Origin of the sequence: Kitasatospora sp. NPDC006697, from assembly GCF_042869935.1 — a bacterium.
GTDB lineage: Bacteria > Actinomycetota > Actinomycetes > Streptomycetales > Streptomycetaceae > Kitasatospora.
Map to the genome: position 1 here is coordinate 1 of NZ_JBIAGU010000055.1, position 26,280 is coordinate 26,280.

22 protein-coding genes are annotated in these 26,280 nt (G+C 73.4%); 9 read left to right on the top strand and 13 right to left on the bottom strand.

Annotated elements, in window-relative coordinates; all coding sequences use genetic code 11:
• Nucleotides 1-89: 89 nt before the first annotated feature.
• Both ACFYNO_RS40265 and ACFYNO_RS40270 read right to left on the bottom strand, forming a co-directional pair.
• Entirely contained in the window at nt 90-752 is a 663-nt protein-coding gene (locus tag ACFYNO_RS40265; protein WP_388023497.1) for a Type 1 glutamine amidotransferase-like domain-containing protein, read from the bottom strand.
• Nucleotides 753-796: 44 nt separating this feature from the next.
• On the bottom strand, nt 797-1,582 hold the full coding sequence (locus tag ACFYNO_RS40270; RefSeq protein ID WP_388023498.1) for a GNAT family N-acetyltransferase: 786 nt from the start codon (nt 1,580-1,582) through the stop codon (nt 797-799).
• Between the two features lie 117 nt (nt 1,583-1,699).
• Between ACFYNO_RS40270 and ACFYNO_RS40275 the strand changes: the two genes are divergently transcribed.
• On the top strand, nt 1,700-2,626 hold the full coding sequence (locus tag ACFYNO_RS40275; RefSeq protein WP_388023501.1) for a phosphotransferase family protein: 927 nt from the start codon (nt 1,700-1,702) through the stop codon (nt 2,624-2,626).
• A gap of 67 nt (nt 2,627-2,693) precedes the next feature.
• On the opposite strand, the gene ACFYNO_RS40280 is transcribed toward ACFYNO_RS40275, so the two are convergent.
• Nucleotides 2,694-4,424, bottom strand: a complete 1,731-nt coding sequence (locus tag ACFYNO_RS40280; RefSeq protein WP_388023504.1) for a putative Ig domain-containing protein — start codon at nt 4,422-4,424, stop codon at nt 2,694-2,696.
• A gap of 380 nt (nt 4,425-4,804) precedes the next feature.
• Here ACFYNO_RS40280 and ACFYNO_RS40285 point away from each other — a divergent pair, with 380 nt between their 5' ends.
• The 5 genes from ACFYNO_RS40285 to ACFYNO_RS40305 all read left to right on the top strand — a co-directional run bounded on the left by ACFYNO_RS40285 (nt 4,805) and on the right by ACFYNO_RS40305 (nt 11,961).
• On the top strand, nt 4,805-5,326 hold the full coding sequence (locus ACFYNO_RS40285; protein ID WP_388023507.1) for a hypothetical protein: 522 nt from the start codon (nt 4,805-4,807) through the stop codon (nt 5,324-5,326).
• The gene (locus ACFYNO_RS40290) at nt 5,323-8,613 is read left to right on the top strand and encodes a tetratricopeptide repeat protein (protein ID WP_388023510.1); all 3,291 of its coding nucleotides are present in this window, start codon (nt 5,323-5,325) and stop codon (nt 8,611-8,613) included. Before ACFYNO_RS40285 ends, ACFYNO_RS40290 begins: the two co-directional genes overlap by 4 nt.
• Nucleotides 8,614-8,691: 78 nt before the next feature.
• Nucleotides 8,692-9,249, top strand: a complete 558-nt coding sequence (locus ACFYNO_RS40295) for a TetR/AcrR family transcriptional regulator (protein WP_388023512.1) — start codon at nt 8,692-8,694, stop codon at nt 9,247-9,249.
• Nucleotides 9,246-10,139: an aldo/keto reductase gene (locus ACFYNO_RS40300; RefSeq protein WP_388023515.1), complete on the top strand. Its 894-nt coding sequence runs from the start codon at nt 9,246-9,248 to the stop codon at nt 10,137-10,139. The genes ACFYNO_RS40295 and ACFYNO_RS40300 overlap by 4 nt, the downstream gene beginning before the upstream one ends.
• A 187-nt stretch (nt 10,140-10,326) precedes the next feature.
• A complete protein-coding gene (locus ACFYNO_RS40305; RefSeq protein ID WP_388023517.1) occupies nt 10,327-11,961 on the top strand; it encodes an alpha/beta hydrolase in 1,635 nt (544 codons plus the stop codon).
• Nucleotides 11,962-12,083: 122 nt separating this feature from the next.
• Here the strand turns inward: ACFYNO_RS40305 and ACFYNO_RS40310 are convergent, their stop codons facing one another.
• The 3 genes from ACFYNO_RS40310 to ACFYNO_RS40320 all read right to left on the bottom strand — a co-directional run bounded on the left by ACFYNO_RS40310 (nt 12,084) and on the right by ACFYNO_RS40320 (nt 15,653).
• Nucleotides 12,084-14,204, bottom strand: a complete 2,121-nt coding sequence (locus ACFYNO_RS40310; protein ID WP_388023520.1) for an MMPL family transporter — start codon at nt 14,202-14,204, stop codon at nt 12,084-12,086.
• A gap of 22 nt (nt 14,205-14,226) precedes the next feature.
• Nucleotides 14,227-15,006, bottom strand: coding sequence for a ferritin-like domain-containing protein (locus ACFYNO_RS40315; RefSeq protein WP_388023522.1), 780 nt, complete (start codon nt 15,004-15,006; stop codon nt 14,227-14,229).
• 107 nt (nt 15,007-15,113) lie between these two features.
• The gene (locus ACFYNO_RS40320; RefSeq protein ID WP_388023525.1) at nt 15,114-15,653 is read right to left on the bottom strand and encodes a hypothetical protein; all 540 of its coding nucleotides are present in this window, start codon (nt 15,651-15,653) and stop codon (nt 15,114-15,116) included.
• A 117-nt stretch (nt 15,654-15,770) separates the two neighbouring features.
• Between ACFYNO_RS40320 and ACFYNO_RS40325 the strand changes: the two genes are divergently transcribed.
• The 3 genes from ACFYNO_RS40325 (at nt 15,771) to ACFYNO_RS40335 (ending at nt 18,739) form a co-directional block, all read left to right on the top strand.
• Complete coding sequence (locus tag ACFYNO_RS40325; protein WP_388023526.1) at nt 15,771-16,079, top strand: hypothetical protein; 309 nt, start codon at nt 15,771-15,773, stop codon at nt 16,077-16,079.
• 139 nt (nt 16,080-16,218) lie between these two features.
• A complete protein-coding gene (locus ACFYNO_RS40330; RefSeq protein WP_388023529.1) occupies nt 16,219-17,424 on the top strand; it encodes a serine hydrolase domain-containing protein in 1,206 nt (401 codons plus the stop codon).
• Nucleotides 17,425-17,503: 79 nt separating this feature from the next.
• Entirely contained in the window at nt 17,504-18,739 is a 1,236-nt protein-coding gene (locus ACFYNO_RS40335; RefSeq protein ID WP_388023531.1) for a hypothetical protein, read from the top strand.
• Between the two features lie 70 nt (nt 18,740-18,809).
• Here ACFYNO_RS40335 and ACFYNO_RS40340 read toward each other — a convergent pair whose 3' ends face one another.
• From ACFYNO_RS40340 to ACFYNO_RS40370, 7 genes are all read right to left on the bottom strand, one after another.
• A complete protein-coding gene (locus ACFYNO_RS40340; protein WP_388023533.1) occupies nt 18,810-19,361 on the bottom strand; it encodes a hypothetical protein in 552 nt (183 codons plus the stop codon).
• Between the two features lie 80 nt (nt 19,362-19,441).
• A complete protein-coding gene (locus tag ACFYNO_RS40345; protein ID WP_388023535.1) occupies nt 19,442-20,200 on the bottom strand; it encodes a TIGR00266 family protein in 759 nt (252 codons plus the stop codon).
• 148 nt (nt 20,201-20,348) lie between these two features.
• Entirely contained in the window at nt 20,349-22,112 is a 1,764-nt protein-coding gene (locus ACFYNO_RS40350; protein ID WP_388023537.1) for a dipeptide ABC transporter ATP-binding protein, read from the bottom strand.
• Nucleotides 22,109-22,939 carry an ABC transporter permease gene (locus tag ACFYNO_RS40355; protein ID WP_388023540.1) on the bottom strand — a complete coding sequence of 277 codons (831 nt, stop codon included), beginning with the start codon at nt 22,937-22,939 and terminating at the stop codon, nt 22,109-22,111. The genes ACFYNO_RS40350 and ACFYNO_RS40355 overlap by 4 nt, the downstream gene beginning before the upstream one ends.
• Nucleotides 22,940-22,944: 5 nt before the next feature.
• On the bottom strand, nt 22,945-23,892 hold the full coding sequence (locus ACFYNO_RS40360) for an ABC transporter permease (RefSeq protein WP_388023542.1): 948 nt from the start codon (nt 23,890-23,892) through the stop codon (nt 22,945-22,947).
• A 1-nt stretch (nt 23,893) separates the two neighbouring features.
• Nucleotides 23,894-25,585 (bottom strand): ABC transporter substrate-binding protein, encoded by a 1,692-nt coding sequence (locus ACFYNO_RS40365; RefSeq protein ID WP_388023545.1) that lies wholly within the window; start codon nt 25,583-25,585, stop codon nt 23,894-23,896.
• 140 nt (nt 25,586-25,725) lie between these two features.
• Nucleotides 25,726-26,124, bottom strand: a complete 399-nt coding sequence (locus ACFYNO_RS40370) for a nuclear transport factor 2 family protein (RefSeq protein ID WP_388023548.1) — start codon at nt 26,122-26,124, stop codon at nt 25,726-25,728.
• Between the last annotated feature and the right edge of the window lie 156 nt (nt 26,125-26,280).

Here is a 26,280-nt window from a genome sequence, read left to right on the forward strand (position 1 = left end):
CTGAGCCCGCACGCAAAGCGCGTCCGTACTACGAGCGGCCAAACCCCTGCCACGAGCCCGTCACAGGGCAAACGTTGCTTGATGCGGCACTAGAACGTCCGCCAGGTGCCCTCCGACACCACCTCGACCACCCCGTCGACCACCTTGATCGCCGTCTCCTGGTCGATCGCGTACCCCGGGCAACCGAGGTCGGCCGCCCAGTGTTCCGCCGCGGCCGGGGAGAACCCCTCCCACGTCGGGCTGCCCAGGTGCGGGAAGATCGAGAAGTCGACCAGGCCCAGCGCACCGTCACTCCCGCCGGGCGGCCGCCAGTCCGCCAACTGCTCCCCCACCCGGGGACCCATCACCATGCTGCCGGCGCTGAGGCCCACGTAGACCAGGTCGGGCAGCGAGGGCAGGAGTTCGGCCAGCCCGGACTCGCGCATCCAGTGGGCCAGGTACAGCGCGTCCCCGCCGTTGGCCAGCAGCACATCGGCCTCGCGCACCCAGGGGACCCACCGCTCCGGGCCGATGCTGGGCAGCGCGGTCAGCTCCAGCACCCCCACCGACTTCCACCCCAGCCCGGTCATCGGGCTGGGCGCCTGCCCGCTGATGAACCGCCACGGCCCGGTGGGATCGCCCCACGAACCCCCGTAGCCCGCCGTGGGGATGCAGAGGGCGGTGCACTCGGCGATCGGCTTGCCGAGCAGGTCGAGCAGCGCGGCGTGGATGCTGGGGTTCCTGATGCCGGAGTCGGTGAGGAGGAGCTTCATCGGGTTCCTTAGGAGCGGGGTGCGGAAGACAGCCGGTCGGCTCATCAGCCCAGCGGCACCGCGTAGACCGGCTCCGGGCCGAACGAGGTGAAGCCCGTGCGGAGCAGGATCGGGCCCGAGGTGGTCGTATTGGCCTTGACGATGGCCATCGTCGCGCCGTGGGTGACCGCATACCCCAACCGGGCGTCGAGCAGGGCGCGGTAGACGCCCTTGCCGCGCCAGGACGGCAGCACGACGCCGCCGGTCAGCCGGGCCACGCCGTCCGCGATCTCCAGACCGCCGGTGCCGACCGGCTCGCCGTCCACGTAGGCGACGAGGGTGCCGCGGTCGCCCGCCGGGACGGTCACGGACTCGCGGGCGGCCATCAGCTCGATCCGCTCCTCGGGCGGGAGCTCCCCGCCGAAGCCGGTGACCTGGATGGCCACGCTGTCCCGGGCCGTCGCGAAGTCCGTCGCCCAGCGCAGCGACACGTCCACCGTCGGCGGGAGCAGGGCGGGCACACCGTGGCTCAGGTCGGCGGCCAGCACCTCCGCGACCATCTTCACCGTGCCGCCCCGCGCCTCCAGTTCGGCGGGCAGCCCGGCGGGGTGGCTGATCAGCACCTGCCAGTCCAGCACCGGCACACCGAACCGGCGCGCCCGCTCCACCACCGCGTCGACGGCCGCGCCGAGCGGGCCGGTCGGTGTGAAGGAGACCAGGGACAGATCGAAGGCGAAGTAGTCGGGCAGCCGCACCATCGTGTAGGTCTCGTGCTCGACGATCTCGCACCCAGGCGGCGTCCACACCCAGGCGGCGCTGGCAGCGGAGACATCGGAGGCGGTAAGAGTCATGCGGGGCAGCCTAGGACGCGTTCCGGTGGAATCGTGTACGAGCGGAATTCTGTTGCAGAACCAGGACCTGACGGTGACGCGGCAGAGGAGATCCCCGATCGGCCCTAGCATGCGGGGGTGAACCTCTCCCATCTCGGCGCGCCGCTGGGGCCCATGGTCCGGGTCCACGGCGGGTTCGCCAACCGGCTGTACCGGCTCGACACCGACCAGGGTTCCTTCGCCGTCAAGGAGTTGAACCTCGCCGACCGCCGCACCGCCTACCGCCCGAAGCAGGTGCTGGGGTTCGAGCGGGCCGCCTTCGCCGCCGGCGTCCCGATGCCGGAGCCGGTCTCGGCCGACGGCGGCACGCTCGTCCACCGGTGGGTCGACGGAGAGCGGGTGCCCGAGGCGCCGGTGGCAGCAGAGTTCGGCTTCGAAATCGGCGGGATCCTGGCGCGGCTGCACGCACTTGACGTGCCATGGCCCGAACCGCCCGCCGAGGAGCCGACGCCGCGCGACTGGCCCGAGCTCGCCGTGCGCGCCGCGGCGGCCCGGCAGCCGTGGGCCGGCGAACTCGCCTCCGGCGTCGAGACGTTCCTCGCGATCGCCGAGCTCGTCGACAGCTGCGCGCGGCCGGGCCCGGTCGTGCTGACCCACGCGGACGTCCAGCCGTGGAACCTGCTGGCCCGCGAGGGCCGGCCGGTGCTGCTCGACTGGGAGCTCTCGGGGCGGATCGACCTCTCCGGCGAGCTCGGCTCGACCGCGCTGAGCCTTGCCAAGGGACCGGGCTTCGAGGGGATCGAGCCGGCCGTCTTCCGCTCGGTCCTCGACGGCTATGCGGCGGGCGGCGGAGTGCTGCCGCCGCCGGGCCCGAGCTGGTTCGTGCACATGATCGGCGGCTGGCTGGGGCACACCCGGTGGAACATCCTCCGCTGCCTCGCCGGCGTCGAGGTGGGCACCGGCCCCGAGCTCGCGCTGTCGCAGGAGTCCGCCCGCGACGGCGTGCGCGGCCTGCCCGAGCTGTTCGCCCGACTCCCCTGGCTCGTCGAGACCTTGCTCGGCTGAGCGGCGGCAAGCGTGCTGCCGGGCACCCGCGGACGGGTACCCGGCAGTGTCGGCAACTACCGCGGCGTCAGGAGACGTTGACGGCGGTGTCGTCCAGGACGAAGGAGGTCTGCTTGGTGTAGTCCTCGGCGCCGCTGAACTTCAGCGTGACGGTCTGCCCGGCGTAGGCCGACAGGTCGAAGGTGTGCTGCTGGTAGCCGGTGGCGTGGTTGAGGTTGGAGTAGGTGGCCAGCGTGCTGCCGTTGGCGGTCACGGTCAGCTTGTCGTAGGCGCTGGTGGTGCTGGTCTCGGCCGTGTCCACGTGCAGCCAGAAGCTGAACTTGTAGCTGGCGCAACCGGCGGGCAGGGTGATGGTCTGCGCGAGGGTGTCCGTGTTGGCGGCGCCCATGCCGTCGAGCCAGGCGTCGTAGCCGCCCGAGTGGGCCGGCTCGCTGGAGCTGTTGTTGATGGTGCTCACACCGCCCGAGTTGGTCTCGGTCCAGCCCGCGGTCGAGCCGCTCTCGAAGCCCGGGTTGGCGAGCAGCTGCGCCGAGGTGCAACCGGAGCCGCCGGAGGAGGAGGTGACGGTCCAGCCGAAGGTCGCCGAGTTGGCGGCGCCGGTGGAGTCGGTCGCGGTGACGGTCACGCTGGAGCTGCCCGCGGTGGTCGGGGTGCCGCTGATCCGGCCCGTCGAGGCGTTGATGCTCAGGCCCGCCGGCAGGCCGCTGGCCGACCAGCTGAGCGTGCCGCCCGCGGTGTCGGTGGCCGCGAGCTGCAGCGCGGCGGCGGTGCCGGCCACGGTGCTCTGGGCGCCCGGGTTGGTGACCGAGACGCTGCCGGTGGTGCCGCCGCCGGTGCCGGCGCCGGCCAGCCACTGGGTGGCGTTCAGGGCGAGGGCGGCGTCCGTGCCGGCCGGGTCGTCCCAGCCGTTGTAGACGGTCTTGCCGGGCTCGCCGGTGCCGTCGTCGATCGCCGAGCTGTCGCCCCAGATCGCGACCCGGCCCTTGCCGAAGGTGCTGGTGACGAAGAAGGCGCCGGTGTTGCCGCTGTACCCGGTGCGGTAGACGATGCCCTTGACCGACGGGTTGTCGGCCGGCTTGAGGGTGAAGGTGGTGCCGTTGCGGATGATCGAGCCCGTGACGGTGCCGAACGGGCCGTTCAGCACCGGGTCGGTGCTGTCGCTGATCGCCCGCGGGTTGTCGGTGGTGATGTTCAGCAGGTCGACCGAGAAGCCGAACGGGTCGTTGCTGTCGACCGAGTTGGTGGTCAGCAGGTCGTTGATGATGGCCGGCGAGTCCCAGCCGTCGTTGTTGCGGTCGCTGCCGGTGTGGTCGGAGACCAGGAAGAGGCCGCCGCCGTTCTGCACGAACTTCATCAGCGCCGTCTTCTCGGCGTCCGTGAGCCGGATGTTGGGTTCGGGCAGCACGAACTCGTCGAAGTTGGCGAGGTCCAGCGCACCGCCGGTGCCGTAGGTGATGCTGTTGCCGGCCGGCAGGGTCTTGAGGCTGTAGTTGCCGGTCTTCTGCAGGCCCACGCCCCAGGCCGAGATGGCGCCGGTCCAGTCGGTCTCCGACTGCGGGTTGGCGTTCTGCGCCAGCGGGTCGGGCTCGCTGTTGCTGATGATCCAGTCGGCGTTGCCTGCCGTCTCGGCGTGGCTGGCGTCGAACAGCACCCGGTGCTGCGGGGTGGCGGCAGCGGCGGTGGTGGCGGCCACGGCGTGGGTGGGCAGCGCGGCGGTGCCGGCCACGGCGGCCAGCACGACGGCGGCGGCGACGGCGGCGGTGCTGAGCGGGCGGACGCCCGTGCGGAACGTGGACATGCGTCAAGCTCCAAGGTGGGAGAGGAACAGACGGTGAGAGGGGTGACGAACAGTGACCTACGCGCGTAACTCGCGGGCTGTGGGTGTCGCGGCCACGGTCGCGGTCACGTCAGGAACTGTCCCGGCCGCCGATGTCGGTCATGCTAAGCATTGATGAACAGCTCACGACAACAAGCTCGACACTCGCAACCGTTCGATATCCTGAAAGGCTTGCCACTCCTGCACGCACGCGGCCTTGACGGCTCATCAGCCGGACTGTCCGTCACCTGAACGGAATCTGCGGCGAACGCCTGCGGCCCGTCCGCCCGGGCGCGATGATCGGAGCTGCCACACCTGCCGAACCCCGCCCGATTTCGCCCAGGAGCCCGAGGAGCACCCGAATGCCCGATCTGCAGGAAGCCCAACAGCTCGCCGAGACCCTGGCGATGACGGCGGCCACCACCGTGACGGCGGCGATGGGCACCGAGGCGTGGCAGGCGACCCGGGGCCGGCTGGCCCGGCTGCTCCACCGGCGCGGCCGCGAGGTGGCCGAGGTGGAGCGCGAACTGGACGGCCAGGCGGCCCTGGTGACGGGAGCCGAGGCCGAGGAGGCCCGCGCCGAGCTGGTCCCGCCGCTGCGCCGCCAACTCCTCGCCGTGCTGCGCACGGACCCGCGGGCCGTCGCCGAACTCCAGGCGCTGATCGACGAGGTGCGCGGCAGCCTGCCGGCCGACGCCCCCGGCCTGGCGCAGAACGTCCAGCACATCAAGGCCTCCGATCACGCGATCGTCAACGCGGTGCAGGGCGGCACCCAGAACAACCACTTCATGGACCGCCCGCGCAGGAGCCAGGACCAGGATCAGAACCAGGGCCAGGACCAGAACGAGGGCGAGGACGAGGACGACGACGAGGCCGGGGCGTGAGCGAGGCCCCCGCACCGCAGGGCACCGTCTTCACCCAGAACATCACCGCCGCCCCCGGCGCCCGGGTCAACGCCGTCCAGCACGGCGACCAGTACAACTACATCTACCGCGCCGAACCCCCGTACCGCGTCGAGCCGTTCCCGATCGGCCGCCCGCCCGACCCGGCTCCGGGGCTGGCCAAGGTGCCCAGCCGGCTGCTGACGGCCCGGCACCAGGTGGTCCCGTTCTTCCCGCGCCCGGAGCTGGAGTTGCTGGCCGACTGGCGCGAGGAGGCCACCCCCGGTCTGACGGTGCGCCTGCTGCACGCCGAGGGCGGGCGCGGCAAGACCCGGCTGGCGGCCGAGTTCGCCGCCCGCTCGGCCGCGGCCGGGTGGACGGTGGCCCAGGCCCGCCACCGCAGCGAGGTCGCCTCGGCCGGCGGCGGGGACGAGAGCCTGACGGTGCGCCGCCCCGGCCTGGTGCTGGTGGTGGACTACGCCGAGCGCTGGCCGCTGGCGGACCTGCTCACCCTGGTGCGCCAGCACCGGGAGGCGGCCCGCGACCGCCTGCGGCTGCTGCTGCTCTCCCGCCCGGCGGGCGACTGGTGGCAGGGCCTGGCCCATCAGCTCGCCAAGCTGGACGTCTACGACGCCGAGGCCGTCCCGCTCGCCCCGCTGCCGGACGACGCCCGGGTCCGGGCCGGTATCTACGCCTCCGCCCGGGACAGCTTCGGCGCCGCCCTCGACCTGCCCGAGCCGGGCGGGTTGGGCGTCCCCGCCGAGCTGGACGATCCCCAGTACGCGCTGACCCTGGCCGTGCACATGAAGGCCCTGGTCGACGTGGACGCGGCCCGGCGCGGCATCACCCCGCCCTCCGGACGGGACCAAGCGGCGCTCTCCTCCTACCTGTTGGACCGCGAGCACGACCACTGGCGCTCCTCGCACGACGGCGCGCGCGGCCCGCTGCGCACCGACGAGCGACTGCTGCGCCGCACCGTCTACCTGGCCACCCTGACCCGCCCGCTGGCCTACCCCGCCGCCGTCACCGCGCTGGCCCGCACTCGCGCGACGGACCCGCGGCTGGCCGGCGGAGCCGTGGCCGACCACGCGGTCTGCTACCCGCCGCAGGACCCCGGGCTGCTCTTCGAAGCCCTCTCCCCCGACCGCCTCGGCGAGGACTTCCTCGCCCTCACCCTGCCGGGCCGCGAGCAGGCGACGGCCTACCACGCGACGGACGGCTGGGCCACGGAGGCACCGGCGCTGCTGCTGGACCACCCGGCGGATGCCCAACCGCCCGCGCTGGCACGGCAGGTGCTCACGGTGGTGATCGAGGCCGCCCACCGCTGGCCGCACCTGCTGCACTCCCAGCTGGTGCCGCTGCTGCTGGCCCGGCCCGCGCTGGCCCCGGCGGCGGGCGGGGCGGCGCTGCTGCGGCTGTTCGAGCTGGCGGAGCTGCCGGGCGAGGTGCTGGAGGAGATTCGGCCGCACCTGCCGATCGAGCGGCATGTCGAACTCGACCTGGCGGTGGCGGTGTTCACCCGGCGGCTGATCGAGTACCGGTTCGCCAGGGGGACGGTGGGGCCGCTGGAGCGGGCGGAGTTGTTACGCGCCCTGGCCGTGCGCTACGGCAACGCCGGTCTGCTCGTCGAGGCCATCGCTCCGGCCCAGGCATCCGTCGAGCTCTACCGGGTGCTCGCCGCCGCCGATCCCGGGCACCTGCCGGCCCTGGCGTCGGCGCTCAACTCGCTCGGTGCCGCAGCGAACACGGCAGGCCGCTACGAAGCGGCGCAGGCACCGATGGCCGAGGCCGTCGCCCTGTACCGGCACCTCGCCGAGACCGACCCGGCCGGGCAACTCACCGATCTCGCCATGGCGCTGAACAACCAGTGCGTCCTGCTGCTGCGGATCGGCCGGGCCGCCGAGTCGGTGACACCGGGGCGGGAAGCGGTCAGCGTCCACCGCCGGCTGGTGGCCGCCGATCCCGAGCAGCACCGGCCCGGGCTGGCCACGGCACTGACCAACCTGAGCAACAGCCTCGCGGAGTCCGGCCGCACGCAGGAGGGTTCGGCCTTCGCCGGGGAGGCGCTGGAGCTGCACCGGGAGCTGGCTCGGGCCGATCCGGACCGCCACCTGCCGGACCTGGGCATGACGACGATCAACCACGGCCTGCGGTTGATGAACGAGGGGCGGTTCGGGGAGGCCCTGCCCGTGTGCGAGGAGGCGGTCGCCATCCAGCGGCGGCTGGCCCGGATCAACCCGGCGGCCCACCTGCCGAACCTGGCCGCGGCCTGGGACAACCTGGGCAACCTCCATGCCCGGATGCAGCGGCGGACGGAGGCACTGGCCGCGACCCGGGAGGCGCTGGCGATCCGCGAGGGGCTGGCCGTCTCCGACCCGGTGCTCCACCAGCCGGGCCTGGCCAAGTCGTTGACCAACCTCAGCATCCGGATCTCACAGAGCCAGGGCGACTCGGCCGAGGGGCTGGCGCTCGCGCAGCGCGGGTCGGCGCTCTTCCGCCCGCTGGCCGCGTCCAACCCCGCCCACCGGGGCGACTTCGCGACCTCGCTCCTCACCCTCGGTTACTGGCACACCCTGCGCGGGGAGCACCAGGAGTCGATGGCGGCGACCGAGGAGGAGCTCATGGTGCGCCGGTGGCTGGCCGAGTCGGACCCGCCCGCACACCGGATGCGGCTGGCCGAGGCGTTGGAGACCGCCGGCGGCCGTCTGGTCCGCGTGGACCGGCTGTCGGACTCCTTCCTGCTGCTGGGCGAGGAGGTCGCGGTCCGCACGGCCGCCGCGGCGTCCGGTTCGGCGGCCGAACTCCCCAAGCTGCACTCACGCACGGCGTTGTACGGCCTGCACCTGGTGGAGATCGGGCAGGCTGCGCAGGCACTGCAGGTGACCACCGCCGCCTTCGACGCCCTGCGCCAGGTTCCGGGCCGGCACCCGGTGGAGTTCGCCCGGGCCTCCGTCCTGCTCGGCCTCCGGCTCGCCGAGGCGGGTCAGCTGGGCCAGGGGCTGCGGCTGACGCGCGAGGGTGCGCAGGCGCTCGGTGGGCTCGCCATGGCCGACCAGCGGGCATATCTCGCGGACTGCGCCCACGCGTTGAAGGCCTTCGCCATCCTGCGGCTGCGCACCGGGACGGAGCCCGCGGAGGCGCTGCAGGCCGCCTACACCGCCCTCGTGGCCGCCCGTGACCTGCCCCCCGACCAACTCGGCAGCGACCACCTCTACCCCGGCCTCCCCGACTTCCAGACCACCTACGCCGCCGCTCTGGAGGCCACGGGCCACACCGGCCGCCCGACCTGAGTCCTCATCATAAGAAGAACCGAGGTTCTGCTAACGTCCCCTCACAAGGACAAGGACCATTCTTCTTACGGGGGTGCGGTGCCTCGCCTCACCGACGCGCGCAAGGAACTCCGGCGTACCCAGATCGCCGAGGCCGCCGTGCGCTGCTTCAGCCGCAACGGCCTGGAACGGACCTCGATCGCCGACATCACCGCCGAGTCGGGCCTGTCGACCGGCTCGATCTACGCGCACTACCGCAACAAGGCCGACCTGGTCCGCGCCAGTGCCCGCGCGATGCTCGCCAGGCGTGCCGACGTCCTGGCCGGGTACGCGGCAGGCGACGCCCCGCCCGACCCCGACGAACTGCTCCGCCGCCTGGTCGCCGCGATCGACCCCGCCGAGGCCCGGGTCGGCGTGCAGACCTGGGGCGAGGCGACCACCGACCCCGCCATCCACGAGATCGTCGTCGACGCGACCGACCGGATGCGCGCGATGCTGCACGACTGCGTCACGGCCTGGCTGGTGAAGGTCGAGCACCGGGAGCCGGCCCCGGCCCGGGAGCACGCCGCCCCGATCGCCCACCGGGTGCTGGCGCTCTACCAGGCCGAACTGCTCTACACCGCCCTGCGAACTCCGGCCGAGGAGACAGCGCCATGACCATCACCACCGGATCCATCGCCGCCCGCACCGTCTTCCGGGTCGGCTACGGCGCACTGCAGCTCCAGCGCCTGCACGACCGCCGCGACGAAGCCGTCGCCCTGCTGCGCCGCGCGGTCGAACTGGGCGTCGACCACGTGGACACCGCCGAGTTCTACGGCTTCGGCTTCGCCAACGAGGTGATCCGCGAGGCACTGCGCCCCGAGGACGACGTGCTGGTCGTCACCAAGGTGGGGGCCGACCCCGACCCCGGCGGACCGCTGCCGCTGCGCCTGGCGCAGCGACCCGAGCAGCTGCGCGCCAGCGTGGAGGACAACCTGCGCAGCCTCGGCGTCGACCGGCTCGAGGTCGTCAACCTGCGCCGTCTGGACACCGGCCCGGGGCTGCGCGCCGAGGGCGACCAGGTCGTCGACCTCGACGACCAGCTCGCGGTGATGACCGCCCTGCGCGACGAGGGCAAGATCGGCGCGATCGGCCTGAGCAGCGTCACCGCCGAAGGCCTGCGCCGCGCCCTGCCCGCCGGAATCGTCTGCGTCCAGAACGCCTACAGCCTCGTCTCCCGCGAGGACGAGGACCTGCTGCGGCTGTGCGCGGCCGAGGGCATCGCCTGGGTGCCGTTCTTCCCGCTCGGCGGGGCCTTCCCCGGCCTGCCCAAGGCGACCGACGAGCCGGTGGTGCACGCAGTGGCCGCGTCGCTGGGCGTCACACCCTCCCAGGTCGGCCTCGCCTGGCTGCTGCGCCACGCCCCGAACGTGCTGCTCATCCCCGGCACCGCCGACTCCGCCCACCTGGAGGCCAACACCGCGGTCGGTGGGATCACCCTCGATGCGGCGGCCCTCGCCGCCCTCGACGGCATCGAGTCCCGCTCCACCGAGGTCCCCCTCGACTGAGGCCCCCTCGGCTGGCTTCTCGGCAAAGTCCTGGTCGACATCATGAACTGACGGCTCGCCAGTTGGTCGGACGGCCGACCGGCAGTCACATCGACCCCGACGGCTACATCCTGAACACGAGTCACAGCTTAATAACGTCCGGTCAGTTCTCTAGAAGTGCCATTGCACATATCACATCATGCTGCCCATGAAGAAAGCCATCGCCCTGCTCTCGGCGGCTGTTGCCGTCGCAGCCTTCGGCGGCGCCACCGCCAGCGCCGCTCCCGACAGCCCCGATCTCCAGGACACCGGCCAGGGGAAGCTGGTCTGGAGCTCCTGCAACGACGCGACCACGCCCGCGCTGCAGTGCGCGATGCTCGACGTGCCGCTGGACTACGCGGACCCGCACGGCCGCAAGATCCAGATCAAGCTCGACAAGCTCCCGGCCACCGCGCCCAAGGACAAGCAGCAGGGCCCGATCCTGCTGAACCCGGGCGGCCCGGGCGACTCCGGCCTCTGGATGCCGGCCTCCATCGCCGGCCAGATCCCGGCCGACGTGGCCTCCACCTACGACTGGATCGGCTTCGACCCGCGCGGCACCAACGGCAGCGTCCCGCACGTGGTCTGCGACGCCGCCTTCTTCAACGCCGAGCGGCCCGACTACCAGTTCGCCGACCACGGCACCGCGAAGGCCTGGCTGCAGAAGTCCGCGGGCTACGCGGCCGACTGCGCCGCCGACTGGTCCTGGATCCTCCCCCACATGACCACCGTGGACAACGCCCGCGACCTGGACAGCATCCGCCGGGCGGTCGGCGTCCCGAAGATCAACTTCTACGGCGGCTCCTGGGGCACCACACTGGGCTCCACCTACGCCCAGCTCTTCCCGTCCCACGTGCGCCGGATGGTGCTGGACAGCATCGTCGGCCCGAGCATCACCTGGTACGACCACAACATCCTCCAGGACCAGGAGCACCAGCGCCGCTTCGACGCCTTCGCGGACTGGACCGCCAAGGCCGACTCGACCTACCACCTGGGCACCGACCGGGCCGCCGTCGAGAAGGCGTACGCCCAGGTCGAGGACGCGCTGCGGACCACCCCGGTGGACGCCAGCCCGGCGCCCGGCAAGATCGGCCCCTCCGAGTTCGAGGACACCTTCTACGGCGGCGGCTACAACTTCCTGCGCTGGCCCAGGATGGCGACCGTGCTCTCCGCCTACCTCAACCAGCACGACACCCGGCCGCTGGCCATCGCCTACAACCGCTACGCCGCGCCCGGCGCGGACGACGGCACCTTCCCGGCGTACAACGCGGTGCAGTGCGAGGAGAACAACTGGCCGCGCGACTGGGGCTTCTGGCAGCAGGACCAGGCGAAGGTCAACGCCCAGGCGCCGTTCTACACGTACAACAACATGTGGTACAACACGGCCTGCATGTTCTGGCCCGAGCAGGGCAACCCGGCCGGCCGCCTGAAGATCACCGGTAGGAACCTGCCGCCGATCCTCCTCTTCCAGGCCACCGAGGACGCGGCCACCCCGTACCAGGGCGGCGTGGCGATGCACGACGCGCTGCCCAGTTCCAAGCTGGTGGTGCAGAACGGCGGCAGCTTCCACGAGATCCTGTTCCACGGCGACTCGTGCCTGGACGACACCTTCACCGCCTACCTGCGCGACGGCAGCCTGCCGACCGGCAAGGGTCCGATCGCCAAGACCTGTGCGCCGGAGGCCGATCCGGCCCCGGTCTACGTGACCCCGCCGCCGGCCGCCGCCGCCCCGAACGCCGCCTCCGCGACCACCGGCCCGCTCGCGCCGACCGACCCCGAGGCCGTCCGCGGCATGCTGCGCTGATCTCCGTTCGTACGCTGCTGGGCTGCTGACACTCCATCAGCAGCTCAGCAGCCCGAGCAACTGTGAGGGCGCTCTGACAGGGCAGGCGCTGTCAAGGAATCCTGACAGCGGAGGGCGGGCGCTCAGATGTGCGGCAGGATCCGGTCCAGCCAGCGGGGCAGCCACCAGTTGACCTTGCCCAGCAGCTCCATGATCGCGGGCACCAGCACCATCCGGACCACCGTCGCGTCCAGGAAGACCGCGACCGCCAGGCCGAGGCCGAACTCCTTGACCGCGATGTCGGGCGTGGCGAGCACCGAGAGGAAGACCGTCACCATGATCGCCGCGGCCGCCGTGATCACCCGCGCCGTACGCCCGAGGCCGCGCGCCACGGCCTCCCTCGTCTCGGCGCCCGCGTCGTACTCCTCGCGGATCCGGGAGACCAGGAAGACCTCGTAGTCGGTGGAGAGGCCGAACAGGATCGGGAAGATGAAGAGCGGCACCCAGGCCGTGATCGGCGCGGTGGTCGGGAAGCCGAGCAGCGAGTTGAGCCACCCCCACTGCACGATCATCACCAGCACGCCGAAGGCCGCGCCGACCGACAGCAGCGTCATCAGGGCCGCCTTGATCGCGATCGCGATCGAGCGGACCAGCACCACCAGCAGGATCAGCGCCAGCCCGATCACCGCCGCGATCAGCCAGGGCAGCCGGGCGCTCACCTCGCTCGCGAAGTCGACGTCACCGGCCGTCGGGCCGCCGACGTGCACCACCAGCCCGCTGCCGTCCACCGCCGCCGGGATCACCTGGCCGCGCAGGTGGTGCAGCAGCTTGGGCGTGGCCGCGTCCTGGTGCGCGGTGGTCGGGTAGGCGATGAAGAGCGCGGCCGCGCCGTCCGTGCTGACCTGCACCGGCGTCACCGCCGCCACCCCGGGCGTGCCCGCCACCGCCCGGGCCACCGGCTCCACGGGCCCGGCCGCGCCGGGCGAGGGCAGCTCGGAGACGATCACGAACGGCGCGTCGAAGCCCGGACCGAAGCCCTCGGTGAGGATCTGGTGCGCCTGGTAGCCGCTGGTGCCGTGCGGCTCGGTGCTGTTGTCCTCGAAGGAGAGCCGCATCGACAGCGCCGGGATCGCCAGCAGGATCATCACGGCGGCGCCGGTGACCAGCCCGGTCACCGGCGCCCGCTGGATCACCCGGGCCCAGCGCTCGGCCAGCGGGCTGCGCGAGCCGGTCCGGCCCAGGAACGGCAGCTTGAACCGGTCGATGCCGCGCCCGGCGAAGCCGAGCAGCGCGGGCAGCAGGGTGACGGCGGCGACCATCGTCATCAGCACGGTCACCGAGGCCGCCACCGCCGTGGCGTTCAGCAGCCGCTGCTGCACCACGAAGAGCCCGAGCATCGCGATCACCACGGTCGCGCCGGCGAACAGCACCGAGCGCCCGGCCCGGGCGATCGCCACCTCCACCGCCTCGCCCGGCTCGTCGCCCTCGGCCAGCGCCTCCCGGTAGCGGGTGACGATGAACAGCGCGTAGTCGATGCCCACGCCCAGGCCCAGCAGGGTGGCCACGATCGGGCTGAACGACGGGGCCGGGAAGACGTAGCCGAGCAGGAAGGTCAGCGCCAGGCCGCTGCCGATGCCGAAGAGCGCGGCCAGCATGGTCAGGCCCATCGCCAGCAGCGAGCCGAAGGCGATCAGGATCACCAGCATCGCGGCCAGCGCGCCGATCGCGTCCGAGGCCCCGCCGTAGGGCGTCTCGGCCGTCACCACGTCGGCTCCGCCGAGCGCGAAGGTGACGCCGCCGCCGCTGGCCGCCTTGGCCTGCGAGATCAGGTGCTTGACCTCGGAGGTCGCCATCGGGTTCTGGTCCGAGGTGGTGGTGGCGAAGCCGATCGTGCCGTCCGTCGAGATCTGCCCGGGCCCGGCGTACGGCGATCGGACGCCGGTGATGTGCGGGGCGGCGGCCAGCGTGGCGACCATCGCGTCCACCCGCTGGTGCACGGCCGGGTCGGCCAGGCCCGCCGGGGCCTGGATCGCCAGGGCGAGCGAACCGCCCTTGCGCTCGGGGAAGTGCTCCTTGATAAGGTCCTGCGCCCGGGCGGACTCGGACTTGCCGCCGGTGAAGTCGTTGTCGGCCGGCGCCTTGAAGCCGAATCCGACCACCATCAGCACCAGCAGGCCGACCACCCAGCCGACCAGCACCAGCCGGCGCCGGCGGTAGCAGAACCGCCCGAGCCGGGTCAGCGCCCCCGCGCGCCCCTCGTCCATCGCTGTCTACTCCCCAGCGCGCTCAGTCGAGGGCTTCCACGGGGACCGGACCGCCCAGCGCGTTGCGGTGCGCGGGCATCTTCAGCGTCGTCATCCGCTGCCAGCCGCCGGCCCGCTCGTACAGGTGCACGGCGTGGATGCCCGCCGCCAGCGCCGCCGACTTCGCCTTCGGCCAGCGCAGGATCTCGCCCATCCGGCCCATCACCGCGAGGCTGACGTCCCGGTAGGTGCGCACCTCCGCCTTCGCCGTCTCCTGCAGCGTGCCGAGGATCCGCCGCCCGTGGCCCTGCGCCGCCAGCCGCAGCAGCTCCTCGTGGCAGTAGGCGAGGTGGTTGTCCTCGTCCGCGGAGATCATCCGCATCGCCCGCCCGATCTCCGGGTCGTCCCCGAACACCTTGCAGAGCAGTTTCATCTGCTCGGCCGCCCGCTGCTCGGTCACCCGGCTGTGTGCCAGGTAGGTGATCACGTCGGCCTCGGTCAGCGGCTCGTCCCGGCGCAGCCGGGAGTGCGCCAGCCCGATGCCCTGGCGCTCCAGGATCATCGTGTAGTCGGTGCTGTCCGGCACCCTCACCGGGCTCAGTCCGCGCTTGTGCAGCAGGGCGTTGAAGATCCGCCCGTGCTTCTCCTCGTCCGCCCCGTGCCGGGCGATCTTCGGGGCGAGCTCCTGGTCCGCGACCAGACGGGCGATCCGGCCGTTCTCCCACCCGCCTTGGTCCTCGCCCTTGGCGGCGATGGAGCAGAACAGGCCGAACGCCTCGTCGTTGGCGTGGATCTCCTGGAAGAGACTGCGAGCTGAGAGCATGTCAGCCAGTCAACGGGGGCCCTGCTGACCCGGCAACAGCTGACGGCCGTCCGGGGGACGGGAACGGACGGGCGCGGGCGCACTTCGCAGCGGGAGTCGCCGGGTGCTCAGGCGCACCCGGGGGCCGCGGTGATGCCGGCCTGGACCACCAGGCCGCAGAGCGTGGCCTTGGAGACCTTCCAGCCGCCGTTCTCCAGCACCGCCTGGCCGGGGGCGGCCGGCTGTACGGTCTGGCCCTGCAACGACAGGTCGTAGGTCACCGTCGCGGTGGTCGCGGAGGTGAACTGGACGTTGGCCACCGTGACGGAGAGCCGGCCGACCCGGGGGTCGGTGGCGAAGCCCTGGAGCAGTTGCCGGAGCTGGTCGCCGTCCTCCAGCAGGGCGGCCCTGGCGCTGAGCGGGGTGCTCGGGGAGAAGAAGTCCTCCCAGGTCCGGGTGACCTGGGCGGTCGCGGCGGCCGGGTCGGCGGGGGCGGAGGGGCCCGCGGCGGTCGGGCTCGCCCGGGTGGACGCGGCCGACGGGGTGGCGGAGGCGGGACTCGCGGTGCCGGTGCTCCTGCTGCCGCTGGAGCAGGCGGAGAGCAGCAGCACGGCGCCCAGCGCGGCGGCCGCCGCCTTGGTCGCGGGGGCGTTCGGCAGGGTGCGCATGGGGGTCTCTCCGCCCGGCGGTGCCGGCTCTCGGTCGTGGTGACACCGCGTCAGGACGCGGCGCGGGTCACACTATGAAGGCCGACCGGCACACCACGCGCAACAGGAGGGCAGCGAATGGACGGCACCCGCACGGACCGCTCACCGGCGGCGCTCGCCGCCCGGCTGCTCGCCGGGACGGGGCTCGGCTGGCTGCTGGTCGCGCTGGGCGCGGCACTCTGCGTGCTGGGGTGGTGCGCGCTCTCCGGCGATTCCCTGACGGCCCGTCAGTGGCCGTACCTCGCCGTGGCGACGGTGCCGGGAGCGGCGCTGCTGACGGGCGGGCTGGTCTGGGCGGCGGTGCGGGGGCTGGCGCTGATGGCGTCCGGCGCCAGGACGGAGGCCGCGGCGGAGGCCGCGGCGGAGACGGGCGAGCCGCGTCCCTGATGGTTCGTCACCGTCGCATCCGGGAGATCCCCCATCCCGGATGCGGGTCGGCTCAGGGCTGCTCCCGGATGGCCCGGGCCACCGGCGCCGGAAGACTTCTGCCGTCCGAACAGCACACCCTCACCACCGGAGCAACGACGTGACCTCCCGCTGCACCCGCGCCGCCCGACTCGGCAGCCTCGCCCTCACCGGGGCGCTGGCCGGCTCGCTCGCCCTGGGGCTCTGCCCGCCCGCCTTCGCCGCCGGCCCGGCGCCCACCGCCACCGCGGGCACCGGGGCCCCCGCGCCGCTGGACCCGGCGGCCGTCCGCGCGGTGCTGGCGGCCCGGCCGGCCGGCGAGGTGTCGGGGGCGCTGGTGAAGGTGAGCGGCGGCGGGGCGCACTTCACCGGGACCTCGGGTGACGTGGACGCCACCGGGCGGTTCCGGATCGGCTCGATCTCCAAGGTGTTCACCGCCACCGTGATGCTGCAGCTGGCCGCCGAGGGCAAGGTGGACCTGGCCGGCACCGTGCAGCAGTACCTGCCCGGCCTGCTGCCCGCCGGCTATCCGCCGATCCAGCTCGGGCAGCTGCTCAACCACACCAGCGGGCTGCCGGGCGGCACGGTCGGCTGGTCCGCCTACACCAACGAGCAGTACGCGGAGCACCGCTTCGACAGCTTCACGCCGGAGCAGGTCGTCGGCGGCCTGGCCGGCCAGCCGATGAGCTTCCCGCCCGGCACGGCGCAGCAGTACAACGGCATGAACACCTTCGTGGCCGGCCTGGTGATCGAGCACGTGACCGGCCGCGGCTTCGCCCAGGAGGTCCGGGACCGGATCGTCCGGCCGCTGGGCCTGCACGACACCTCCGTGCCGGAGGCCACCGACACCCGGCTGCCGCACCCGGCGGCCCGCCCGTACCTGACGGTGGGTGAACCGGACGGCGGCGTCGGCCGGGCCGACGTCACGGAGCAGAGCCCGTGGCCGTGGGCGGAGGGCGGGATGGTCTCCAGCGCGGCCGACCTGGACCACTTCTTCTCCAGCCTGTTCCGCGGCCGCCTGCTGCCGCCGGCCCAGCAGGCGCTGCTCTTCACGGTGCCGGACGTGCCCAACCACCAGAGCTCGCACTGCGAGAGCGGGCCGGACGCGCGGGCCTGCATGTCGATGGGGCTGGAGCAGGTGCAGCTCGGCGGGATCACGCTCTGGGGCAAGACGGGCTCGCGCCCGGGCTGGACCAGCGGGGTGTTCGCCACCCGCGACCTGTCGCGCACGGTGGTGTACAGCGTCAACCCGACGGAGCTGACGGGCGGCGAGGCGCCGTACGTGCTGAAGCTGGCGTGCGCGGTCTTCGGGCTGACGGGGCGCTGACGCCCGCCGGGGTGACCTCGGGCGGCCGCCCTCGTTCATCCGGGTGGAGGTGGCCCCGGTGCGGTGGATGGGAGAGCTGATGCGGCCTCGCCCGGTGGTGCTCGGCACGGCGGTGGCCGCACTGCTGATCGCGGCCGGGCCGACGCCCGCCGCCGACGGGGTGCGGGCCGACGGGATCCCGGGCGTCACCCTGGTCACGGACGACCTCGGCGCCCGCCAGGTGAAGCTGCACCAGGTCGGCGACGCCGTGCAGGAGCTGGTGGAGCACCAGGATCCGGCCCTCGGCGGGTACAGCGGCATGGTGGTCGACCCGGCCGCCCGGACCCTGGACCTGTACTGGAAGGGCGGCGTCCCAGCCCAGGTCGGCCGGGTGATCGCCAGCCGCACCCCCGCCCGCTACACCGTGCGGGTGCACCCGGCCCCCTACAGCCGCGAGGAGCTGCGCCGGGCGATGGAGGCCTTCGCCCGCGTCAGCCGCCCCGGCGACTGGTCCAGCGTCTTCCCGCAGGAGCAGGGCACCGGCCTGCGGATCGGCTACCGGGCCGACCGCACCCGGCAGAGCCCGGGCCAGTACGCGGCGCTGGCCGCCGGGTGGACCGGCGGCGTGCCGGTGACCGCCGTCCCGGAGGGCGGCTTCGCCGACCTGGCCGGCGCCCGCCCCTCGGCCCGCCCGCCCTGGGACGCGGGCGCCGAACTCCGCACGCCGGAGGGCAACTTCTGCAGCAGCGGCTTCGCCGGGTACACCGGCAACCAGCGCGTGCTGCTGACCGCCGGGCACTGCGGGCGGCAGGGCGGCTTCCGCACCGGGGACGGGCAGCGGGTGGGCGATGCCGTGCGCTCCGACGAGGGCCTGGACATCACCCTGGTCGGCCTCGGCCAGGGCGGCGAGGGCCGGGTCTACGACGGTGCCTGGAACTCCGCCTCCACCCGCGGGCTCTACGGCGCCGGCCGCAACAACACCGGCGACCTGGTGTGCACCACCGGCGCCATGTCCGGCTACCACTGCGACGTCCGGATCACCGCCACCGACGGCAAGCTGCAGACCGAGCACGGCGCGGTGATCGGCCCGGTCGACCTCGCCGAGCACCTGGGCGGCCATGACGTGGTGGTCGCCCAGGGCGACAGCGGCGGCCCGGTGATCGCCGACCCCTCGGGCCCGCAGGCCGCGATGGCCGCCCGGGGCATCCTGGTGGCCGGCGGCCGGGACAGCCAACTGCCCTGCCACGACACGGCGATCGCCACCACCTGCTTCTGGCAGGCGGCCTATGTGCCGATCGGTGCGATCGCCAACACCTTCGGTTTCTCGCTCGGTTGAGCGCGGCGGCGGTCTGACCGCCGCGGCCGGCGCAGCGCCACGGGCTGTCCTGACGCCGCGGACGGCGCGCTCAGCCGACCACCGCGAACAGCGCGGTCTCATTCCGTCGGATGAACTCGCCGGTCCGCAGCAGGGAGCTCGGAGCGACCGCCCGGTAGGCGGCGTCCAGCGCGCGCATCGCGGCCGGGTCGAGCAGGTCGAGCATCCGGGCCGTCGCGGTGCTGTCCCAACCGCCGCGCTGCATCGGCACGGTGGCCCGGTAGGCGGCCTGCGCGCGGTTCACCTCGCGCTGGAAGCGCCGCACCACGTCGAGCAGCGGGCCGTCGCCGAGCGCGAGCAGGCTGCGCTCGGTCAGCGCCCAGAACTGCGGGTCCACGGTGCGGTGCGGGAGTTCGGTGCAGAAGCCGCTGAGCGCGTTGCCGCCGTGGGTGTGCAGCACCCAGTAGCCGAACAGCGTGCCGCGCAGCGGGTCCAGGCCGGCCACGATCTCCCTGCTGTGCTCGGGTCCGGTCACCGAGAACTGACGGATGATCAGTGAGACCGCGCGGGCGAGCAGCCGGTCCGCCGAGAAGCTGCCCAACTCCGTTGCGGTGATGGGGACGAGGGGCACGGTGAGGGACACTGCGGACTCCGTTCCAGGCAGCGGAGTGCCGCCCTTCCGGGAGCATACGCGGTTACCCCGAGCGGCCGGGCCCAAACCTGTCAACTCCGGAGCATGCCGCCCATGATGGTGCCGATGCCCGCACCCTCGGCCGCCGCGGTCGCGCCGTCGCGGGCCAGGTAGGGCTCCAGGGCGTGCGCCAGGCTGGACAGCGGCATGCTCTGCAGCCAGATCTGCCCGGGGCCGGTCAGCGCCACCAGGTGGTAGCCGTCGCCGCCGAAGATCTTGTTGGCGATGCCGGGGACGGTGGTGATGGTGAACTGCACCGACTCGTCGAACATGCCGACGTGGCCGGGGTGCACCAGCATGGTCTGGCCGGGGCCGAGGGTGTACTGGGTCAGCTCGCCGGAGAGCTCGATCCAGGCCCGCCCCTGGCCGTCCAGCCGCTGCAGCACGAAGCCCTCGCCGCCCCAGAGCCCGCCGCGGAAGGAGCGCTGCAGGGCGACGGTCGGCGTGATGCCGGGGGTGCCGCAGATCCAGCCGTGGCGGTGCACCAGCACGGCGCGCCCGGGCGCCACGTCCACCGGCACGATGTGGCCGGGCACCTTCGCCGCGAAGGCGACCAGCCCGGCGCTGCCCTGCGCCTGGTAGCGGGTGAGGAAGAGCCCGCCGCCACCGACCGCGCGCTTCAGCGTGCCGAGCAGCCCGCCGCCGCGCGGGCCGCCGGTGTTGGTGGTCTGCGACATCTGGATGTTGGCGGTCATCCAGGAGAGCTCGCCGTGTGCCGAGATCACCTGCTCCCCCGGCCCGAGCTGGATCTCCAGCACCGGCATCGTGCTGCCCTTGACATCGGCCTGCATCTCGACAACCCCCTGGCTCCCGGCCGTTCCGGCCGGCGACTCCCGCGGCTTCCCCGCCTGCCGGTCATTCTGCCCAGTCGCGATGGAGGAATGGTGGTCCGGGACCGGATCGGTACAGAGTGCGGAACAGTTCTTTACCCTGCTTCACCTACCGTCCCACTGCCGCCATCAGCTCCTTCGTGTACTCGGCCGCCGGATTGCCGAAGACCTCGGCGACCGGGCCGGTCTCCACGATCCGGCCGCCGCGCATCACGGCCACCCGGTCGCTGAGGTGGTGCACCACGCCCAGGTCGTGCGAGATGAAGAGCATGGCGAGGCCGAGCGAGGTGCGCAGCTCGGCCAGCAGGTCGAGGATCTGCGCCTGCACCGAGACGTCCAGCGCCGAGACCGGCTCGTCGCAGACCAGCACCTCGGGCGCGGGCGCCAGGGCCCGGGCGATGGCCACCCGCTGGCGCTGGCCGCCGGAGAGTTCCAGCGGGCGCCGGCCGAGCAGCGCCGGAGCCAGTCCGACCTGGCCGAGCAGCTCCACCACCCGGTCCCGGCGGGCCGCGCCGCGCAGGCCGCTGCGGCCGACGGCCTCGCCGACCACCTGCTGCACGGTGAACCGGGGGTCGAAGGAGCCCAGCGGGTCCTGCTGCACGGCCTGGATGCGCAGCCGTGAGGCCCGCCGCTGCCGCTCCGGCACCCCGCTCCAGGGCCGGCCGCCGAGCCGCACCGTGCCGCCGTCCGGCTCGGTGAGGCCGAGCACCAGCCGGGCCGCCGTGGTCTTGCCGGAGCCGGACTCGCCGACCAGGCCGAGGATCTCACCGGCCCTCAGCTCGAAGGAGACGCCGCTCAGCACCTCCTGCTCGCGTCCGTCCGGGCCCCGGTAGCGCTTGGTCAGGCCGGCAGCCTCGACGACCAACTGGCCGGCGGCCTGGCTAGCGGGTTGAGCGGGGGCCTGGCCGGTGGCCTGGGCGGGCCTCGCCTCGGAAGTCGGCTCCGTCGACTTCGGGTGCCAGCACCGGGCGCCGTGCGCGTCCACCGGCGGCAGCGCCGCGCGGCAGGTGTCGTCGGCGGCGGCGCACCGGGCGGCGTACGGGCAGCCGTCCGGGCCGGCCGCGGGCCGCGCCGCCGGGCGGGCCGACAGCCGGGTGCCGCGGGTGGCGGCGCTGGGCACGGCGTCCAGCAGCGCCCGGGTGTAGGGGTGCCGGGGCGCGGCCAGGATCCGCCCGGTCTCGCCGGTCTCCACCAGCCGTCCGCCGTACATCACGCCGACCCGGTCGGCCAGCCGGGCCACCACCGACAGGTCGTGGCTGATCAGCAGCAGCGCGGTGCCGGAGCGGCGCAGCCCGTCGAGCAGGTCGAGCACCTGGGCCTGCACGGTGACGTCCAGGGCGGTGGTCGGCTCGTCGGCGATCAGCAGCTCGGGCTCGCCGGCCAGCGCGGAGGCGATCAGTGCCCGCTGCCGCAGGCCGCCGGAGAGCTGGTGCGGGTACTGCGCGGCCCGCCGCGCCGGATCGGCGATGCCGGCGGCGGCCAGCAGCTCGGCCACCCGGCCGGGCTGTTCGGCTCGGCGGGCGAGTCCGTGCACGCGCAGCGGCTCGGCCACCTCGGCGCCGACGGTGCGCAGCGGGTCGAGCGAGACCAGCGCGTCCTGCTGCACCAGCCCGATCCGCCGCCCGCGCACCGCGCGCCAGCCGCTCTCGCGCAGTGCCCGCAGGTCCTGCCCGTCGAAGGCCAGCCGCCGGGCGCCGACCCGGGCGCCGGGCGCGGTGAGGCCGACCAGGGTGCGGGCGGTGACGCTCTTTCCGGAGCCGGACTCGCCGACCAGCGCGAAGCACTCGCCGCGGTCCAGTGTGAAGGAGACCTCGCGGACGGCCCGCACACCCGGGAACGAGACGTCGAGCCCGTCGACTTCCAGTAGCGTCATGCGGCGGTCCTCCGGGTGTAGTGGGCCTGGGCGCGGCGGCCGAGCACGGTGACGCTGAGCGCGGCCAGGGTGACGGCGGCGCCGGGGAAGACGCCGAGCCACCAGGCGGTCTGCAGGAAGCCGCGGCCCTGGGAGAGCATCGAGCCCCACTCGGGCGAGGGCGGCTGCGGGCCGAGGCCGAGGAAGCTCAGGCCGCTGGCGGCGATCAGCGCGGTGCCGAAGCCCACGGTGGCCAGCACCAGCAGCGGGCCGACGGCGTTGGGCAGCACATGGCGCAGGATCAGCACCCGGCGCGGCAGGCCCAGGCCGACCGCCGCCTCCACGTAGCCGGAGCGCCGCACCACCAGGGTCTCGGCCCGGACCACCCGGGCGTAGCCGGGGATCAGCGCGATCGCGATGGCGATCATCACATTGGCCGAGCCGCTGCCCAGGATGGTGACGGTGAGCAGGGCCAGCAGGATCGGCGGCAGCGCCAGCAGCACGTCCGCCAGCCGCATCAGCAGCTGGTCGGCCCAGCGGCCGCCGAGCGCGGCGGCCAGGCCGAGCAGTGCGCCGCCGACCACGGCGAGCGCGATCGAGCCCAGGCCCAGCAGCAGGGAGGGCCGGGCGCCGTAGAGCACCCGGGCGAACAGGTCGCGGCCGAGCTGGTCGGTGCCGAACCAGTGCGCGCCGCTGGGCGCGGCGAGCGCGTGCACCGGGTCGGTGTCGGTCGGCGAGGCGCCGGCGAGCAGTCCGGGGGCGAGCGCGACCAGGCCGAGCAGCAGCAGCGGCAGGGCGGCGAGCAGGAGCGCCGGGCGCCCGCGGCGGGCAGGGGCGGCAGTGGACACCGGCGTCACCTGGTCCTGAGTCGGGGGTCGATGGCGAGGTACAGCAGGTCCACGGCGGTGGAGATGAGCACGAAGACGGCGGCCGCCAGCAGCACCAGGCCGATCAGCAGCGGCATGTCCTTGTTGGTGGCGGCCTGGAGGGTGAGCGCGCCGATGCCGGGGCGGCCGAAGACGGTCTCCACCAGCACGGCGCCGCCGAGCACCGAGCCGGTCAGCCAGCCGCTGAGCGTGACGGCGGGCAGCGCGGCGTGCCGCAGCGCGTGCCGCAGCAGCACGGCGGTCTCGCCGAGTCCGCGTGAGCGGGCGGTCAGCACGAAGGGCTGGCCGAGCGCGTTCTCCAGTCCCTCGCGCAGCACTTGGCCGAGCACGCCGACCATCGGCAGCGCCAGGGTGAGCGCGGGCAGCACCAGCGCGGAGGGATCGCCGTCGCCGGCCACCGGGAAGAGCCGCAGCTGGAACGAGAAGGCGGTGAGCAGCAGGATGCCGGTCCAGTAGGAGGGGCTGGCCACGCTGACCAGTTCGACCAGCGTGGTCAGCGCGCGCAGCACCGGCCGCCGACCGGCCGTGGCCACGGTGCCGAGCACCGCCAGCAGCAGGGCCAGCAGCACGGCGGCGACGGCGAGTTGGACGGTGGGCCAGAACTGGTCGGCGATCAGGCCGGCCACCGGGCGCTGCAGCTGGTAGGACTCGCCGAGGTCGCCGCTCAGCAGCCGGCCCAGGTAGTGCAGGTACTGCACGGGCAGCGGCTGGTCGAGCCCGAACTGGTCCCGGATCCGCGCCTTCACCTCGGGGGTGGCGGCGGTGCCGGGGCCGAGCATCACCGATACCGGGTCGCCGGGCAGCAGTTGCAGTGCGGCGAAGGCCACGGTGGCCGCGCCGAGCAGCACCGCCACGGCGCCGGCGATCCGGCGGGCCGCGGCGCCGAGCACGCCGGAGATCTGACCCACCGTCATGTCACTTCCCCAGCCAGGTGTCGTGGAAGTCCAGCCAGGTGTTGGGGTCGGCCTTCAGGCCGTGCACCTGGGCGGTGGTGCCGACCACGGCGGTGCGCACGTAGAGCGGCACGATCAGCGCGAGGTCGATCGCCTTCTGCTGGGTCTTGGCGTAGACGTCCTGGCGGACGGTCTTGTCCAGGGTGGTCTCGCCGGTGCTGGTCCAGGTGTCCAGGTCGCCGTCCTTGTAGAAGGTGGCGTTCTGGCCCCCGGTGGCGGGGGTGCTGGCACTGTTGAAGTAGAGCCGCAGCACGTCCGGGTCGAACCGGGCCCAGGTGTAGTCGGCGATGCCCTCCTTGCCGCCGTAGACGTTGGTGATGTAGGTGCCGATGTCCAGCCGGGGGCGGGTGATCTCGATGCCGATCTTCTTCAGGTCGGCCTGGATGGCCTGGCCGAGGGTGTCGCGCTGCTCGCGGACGTACTCGGCGGGCGGCAGCGGCCATTCGACGGTCAGCCGCTGGCCGTTCTTGGTGCGGTAGCCGGCGGAGTCGCGGTCGGTCCAACCGGCCTGGTCCAGCTCCTTGTTCGCCAGTGCCGGATCGTACGGCCAGGAGCCCTCCAGGGACTTGTCGTAGTCCGGGGTGGTGGGCGAGATCGGGCTCCAGGCGCGCTTGTTGACGCCGAAGTAGACGCTCTTCACATCGGTGTCGATGTCGATGCCGCGCTGCACGGCCTTGCGCACCTGCGGGTCGTCCAGCGGGGCCTTGGTGGTGTTGAGCACCAGGGCGTAGTTGGCGCCGGGGGCGTCGGTGCTGATCGTGTGCAGGCGCGGATCGGCCTGGGTGGCCTTGACGTTGGCCGGCGGGATCGGGTCCACCACCTGCACCTGGCCGCTGTTGAGGGCGCCGAGCCGCACCGAGTCCTCGGTGAGGAAGCGGACGGTGAGCTTGTCCAGGTAGGCCGGGCCGGCGTGGTCGGCGCCCTCGGGCGCCCAGTTGTAGTCCGGGTTGCGGGTGAAGACGGCGCTCTGGCCCTTGGTGTAGCTGCTGAAGACGAAGGGTCCGGTGCCCACGTCGGCCGGGCCGCCGGCGCCCAGCTTGGGCCCGTTCTCCTTGATCGCCTTGGGCGAGTAGAAGCCCAGGTAGGGGGTGCTGGCGGCCTGCAGGAAGGGGGCGAAGGCCTGCGAGAAGTCCACCTTGACGGTGTGCGGGTCCAGCACCTCGGTGCCGGTGTACGGGCCGAGCAGGCTGGCCGCGTACTGGGACTTGGTGTCCTTGTCGACGATCCGGTCGAAGTTCGCCTTCACCGCGTCCGCGTCGAACGGCGTGCCGTCGGTGAACTTGACGTCCTCGCGCAGGTGGAAGGTGTAGCTCTTCAGATCGGGCGACACCTCCCAGGACTTGGCGAGCCAGGGCTTGAAGTCGCCGTTGGCCTCCTGGTGGACCAGGGAGTCGAAGACGTTGCGCTGGATGGCGCCGGTGATGTCCTGCTGGCTGACGTGGATGTCGAAGGAGATCGGCTCGGTGTCCACCGCGTAGCTGAGCGAGCCGCCCTGGACCGGGGTGCCGGCGCTGCTGCTCGAGGAGGAGGCCGAGCCGCCGCCGGTGCCGCAGCCGGTCAGCCCGGTCAGCAGGAGGACGGCGGCGCCGGCGGCCGCGAGGCGCGGGGCGTGCGGGAGGCGCGGGGCGTGCGGAACCGGCCCGGTTCTGGGCATGCTGGTGACTCCAGGGAGTTGGGTTTCGGGGAGGCGCTCGGGCTGCGTGCTCCGGCGGCTCCACTGAAGCTAGTGATCCGCCCGGGCCGGTTGACCCCTAGCGGACCCCTACCCGACCCCTTAGGAGGCCCCTGACGTGCTCAGAGCAGCGGGTAGCGCGGCACGGAGCGGCGGTGGGCGATCCGCCAGCCGTCGGCGGTGCGGACCAGCTCGTCGAAGTAGTCGCCGTTGTGCACGCTGCCGTCGGGCAGGATCGCCAGGTAGCGGCTGCGGGCCCGCACGGTGCCGTCCGGCTGCGCGGTGAGCACGGTGTCCAGCGTCTGGTGGTCCGGCGACTGCGCGCCGAGCCGCTGGTTGAACTCCCGGATCGCCGCGAGGCCGGCGAAGACGGCGCCGGTGCGGGCCAGTTCGATGGTGCCGTCGGCTGCGAAGACCTGGGCCAGGCCGTCCAGGTCGCCGTTGTCGAAGACGTGCGAGAACCGGGCCAGCAGGGTGCGGATCTCCTCGGTGTCGGCTGGGCTGAGCGCGGGGGTGGTCACGGTGTGCCTCCTGGGGCGGGGAAGGGTCGGGGCCGGCCGGGCCGGCGCCCCGCCCCCCCCCCCCCCCGCCCGGGGGGGGGCCCCCCCGGGGGGGGGGGGGGGGGGGGGCCCCCGCCGGGGGGGGCGCACCGGGTTTGCGGCCCCCCCGGCCGGCCG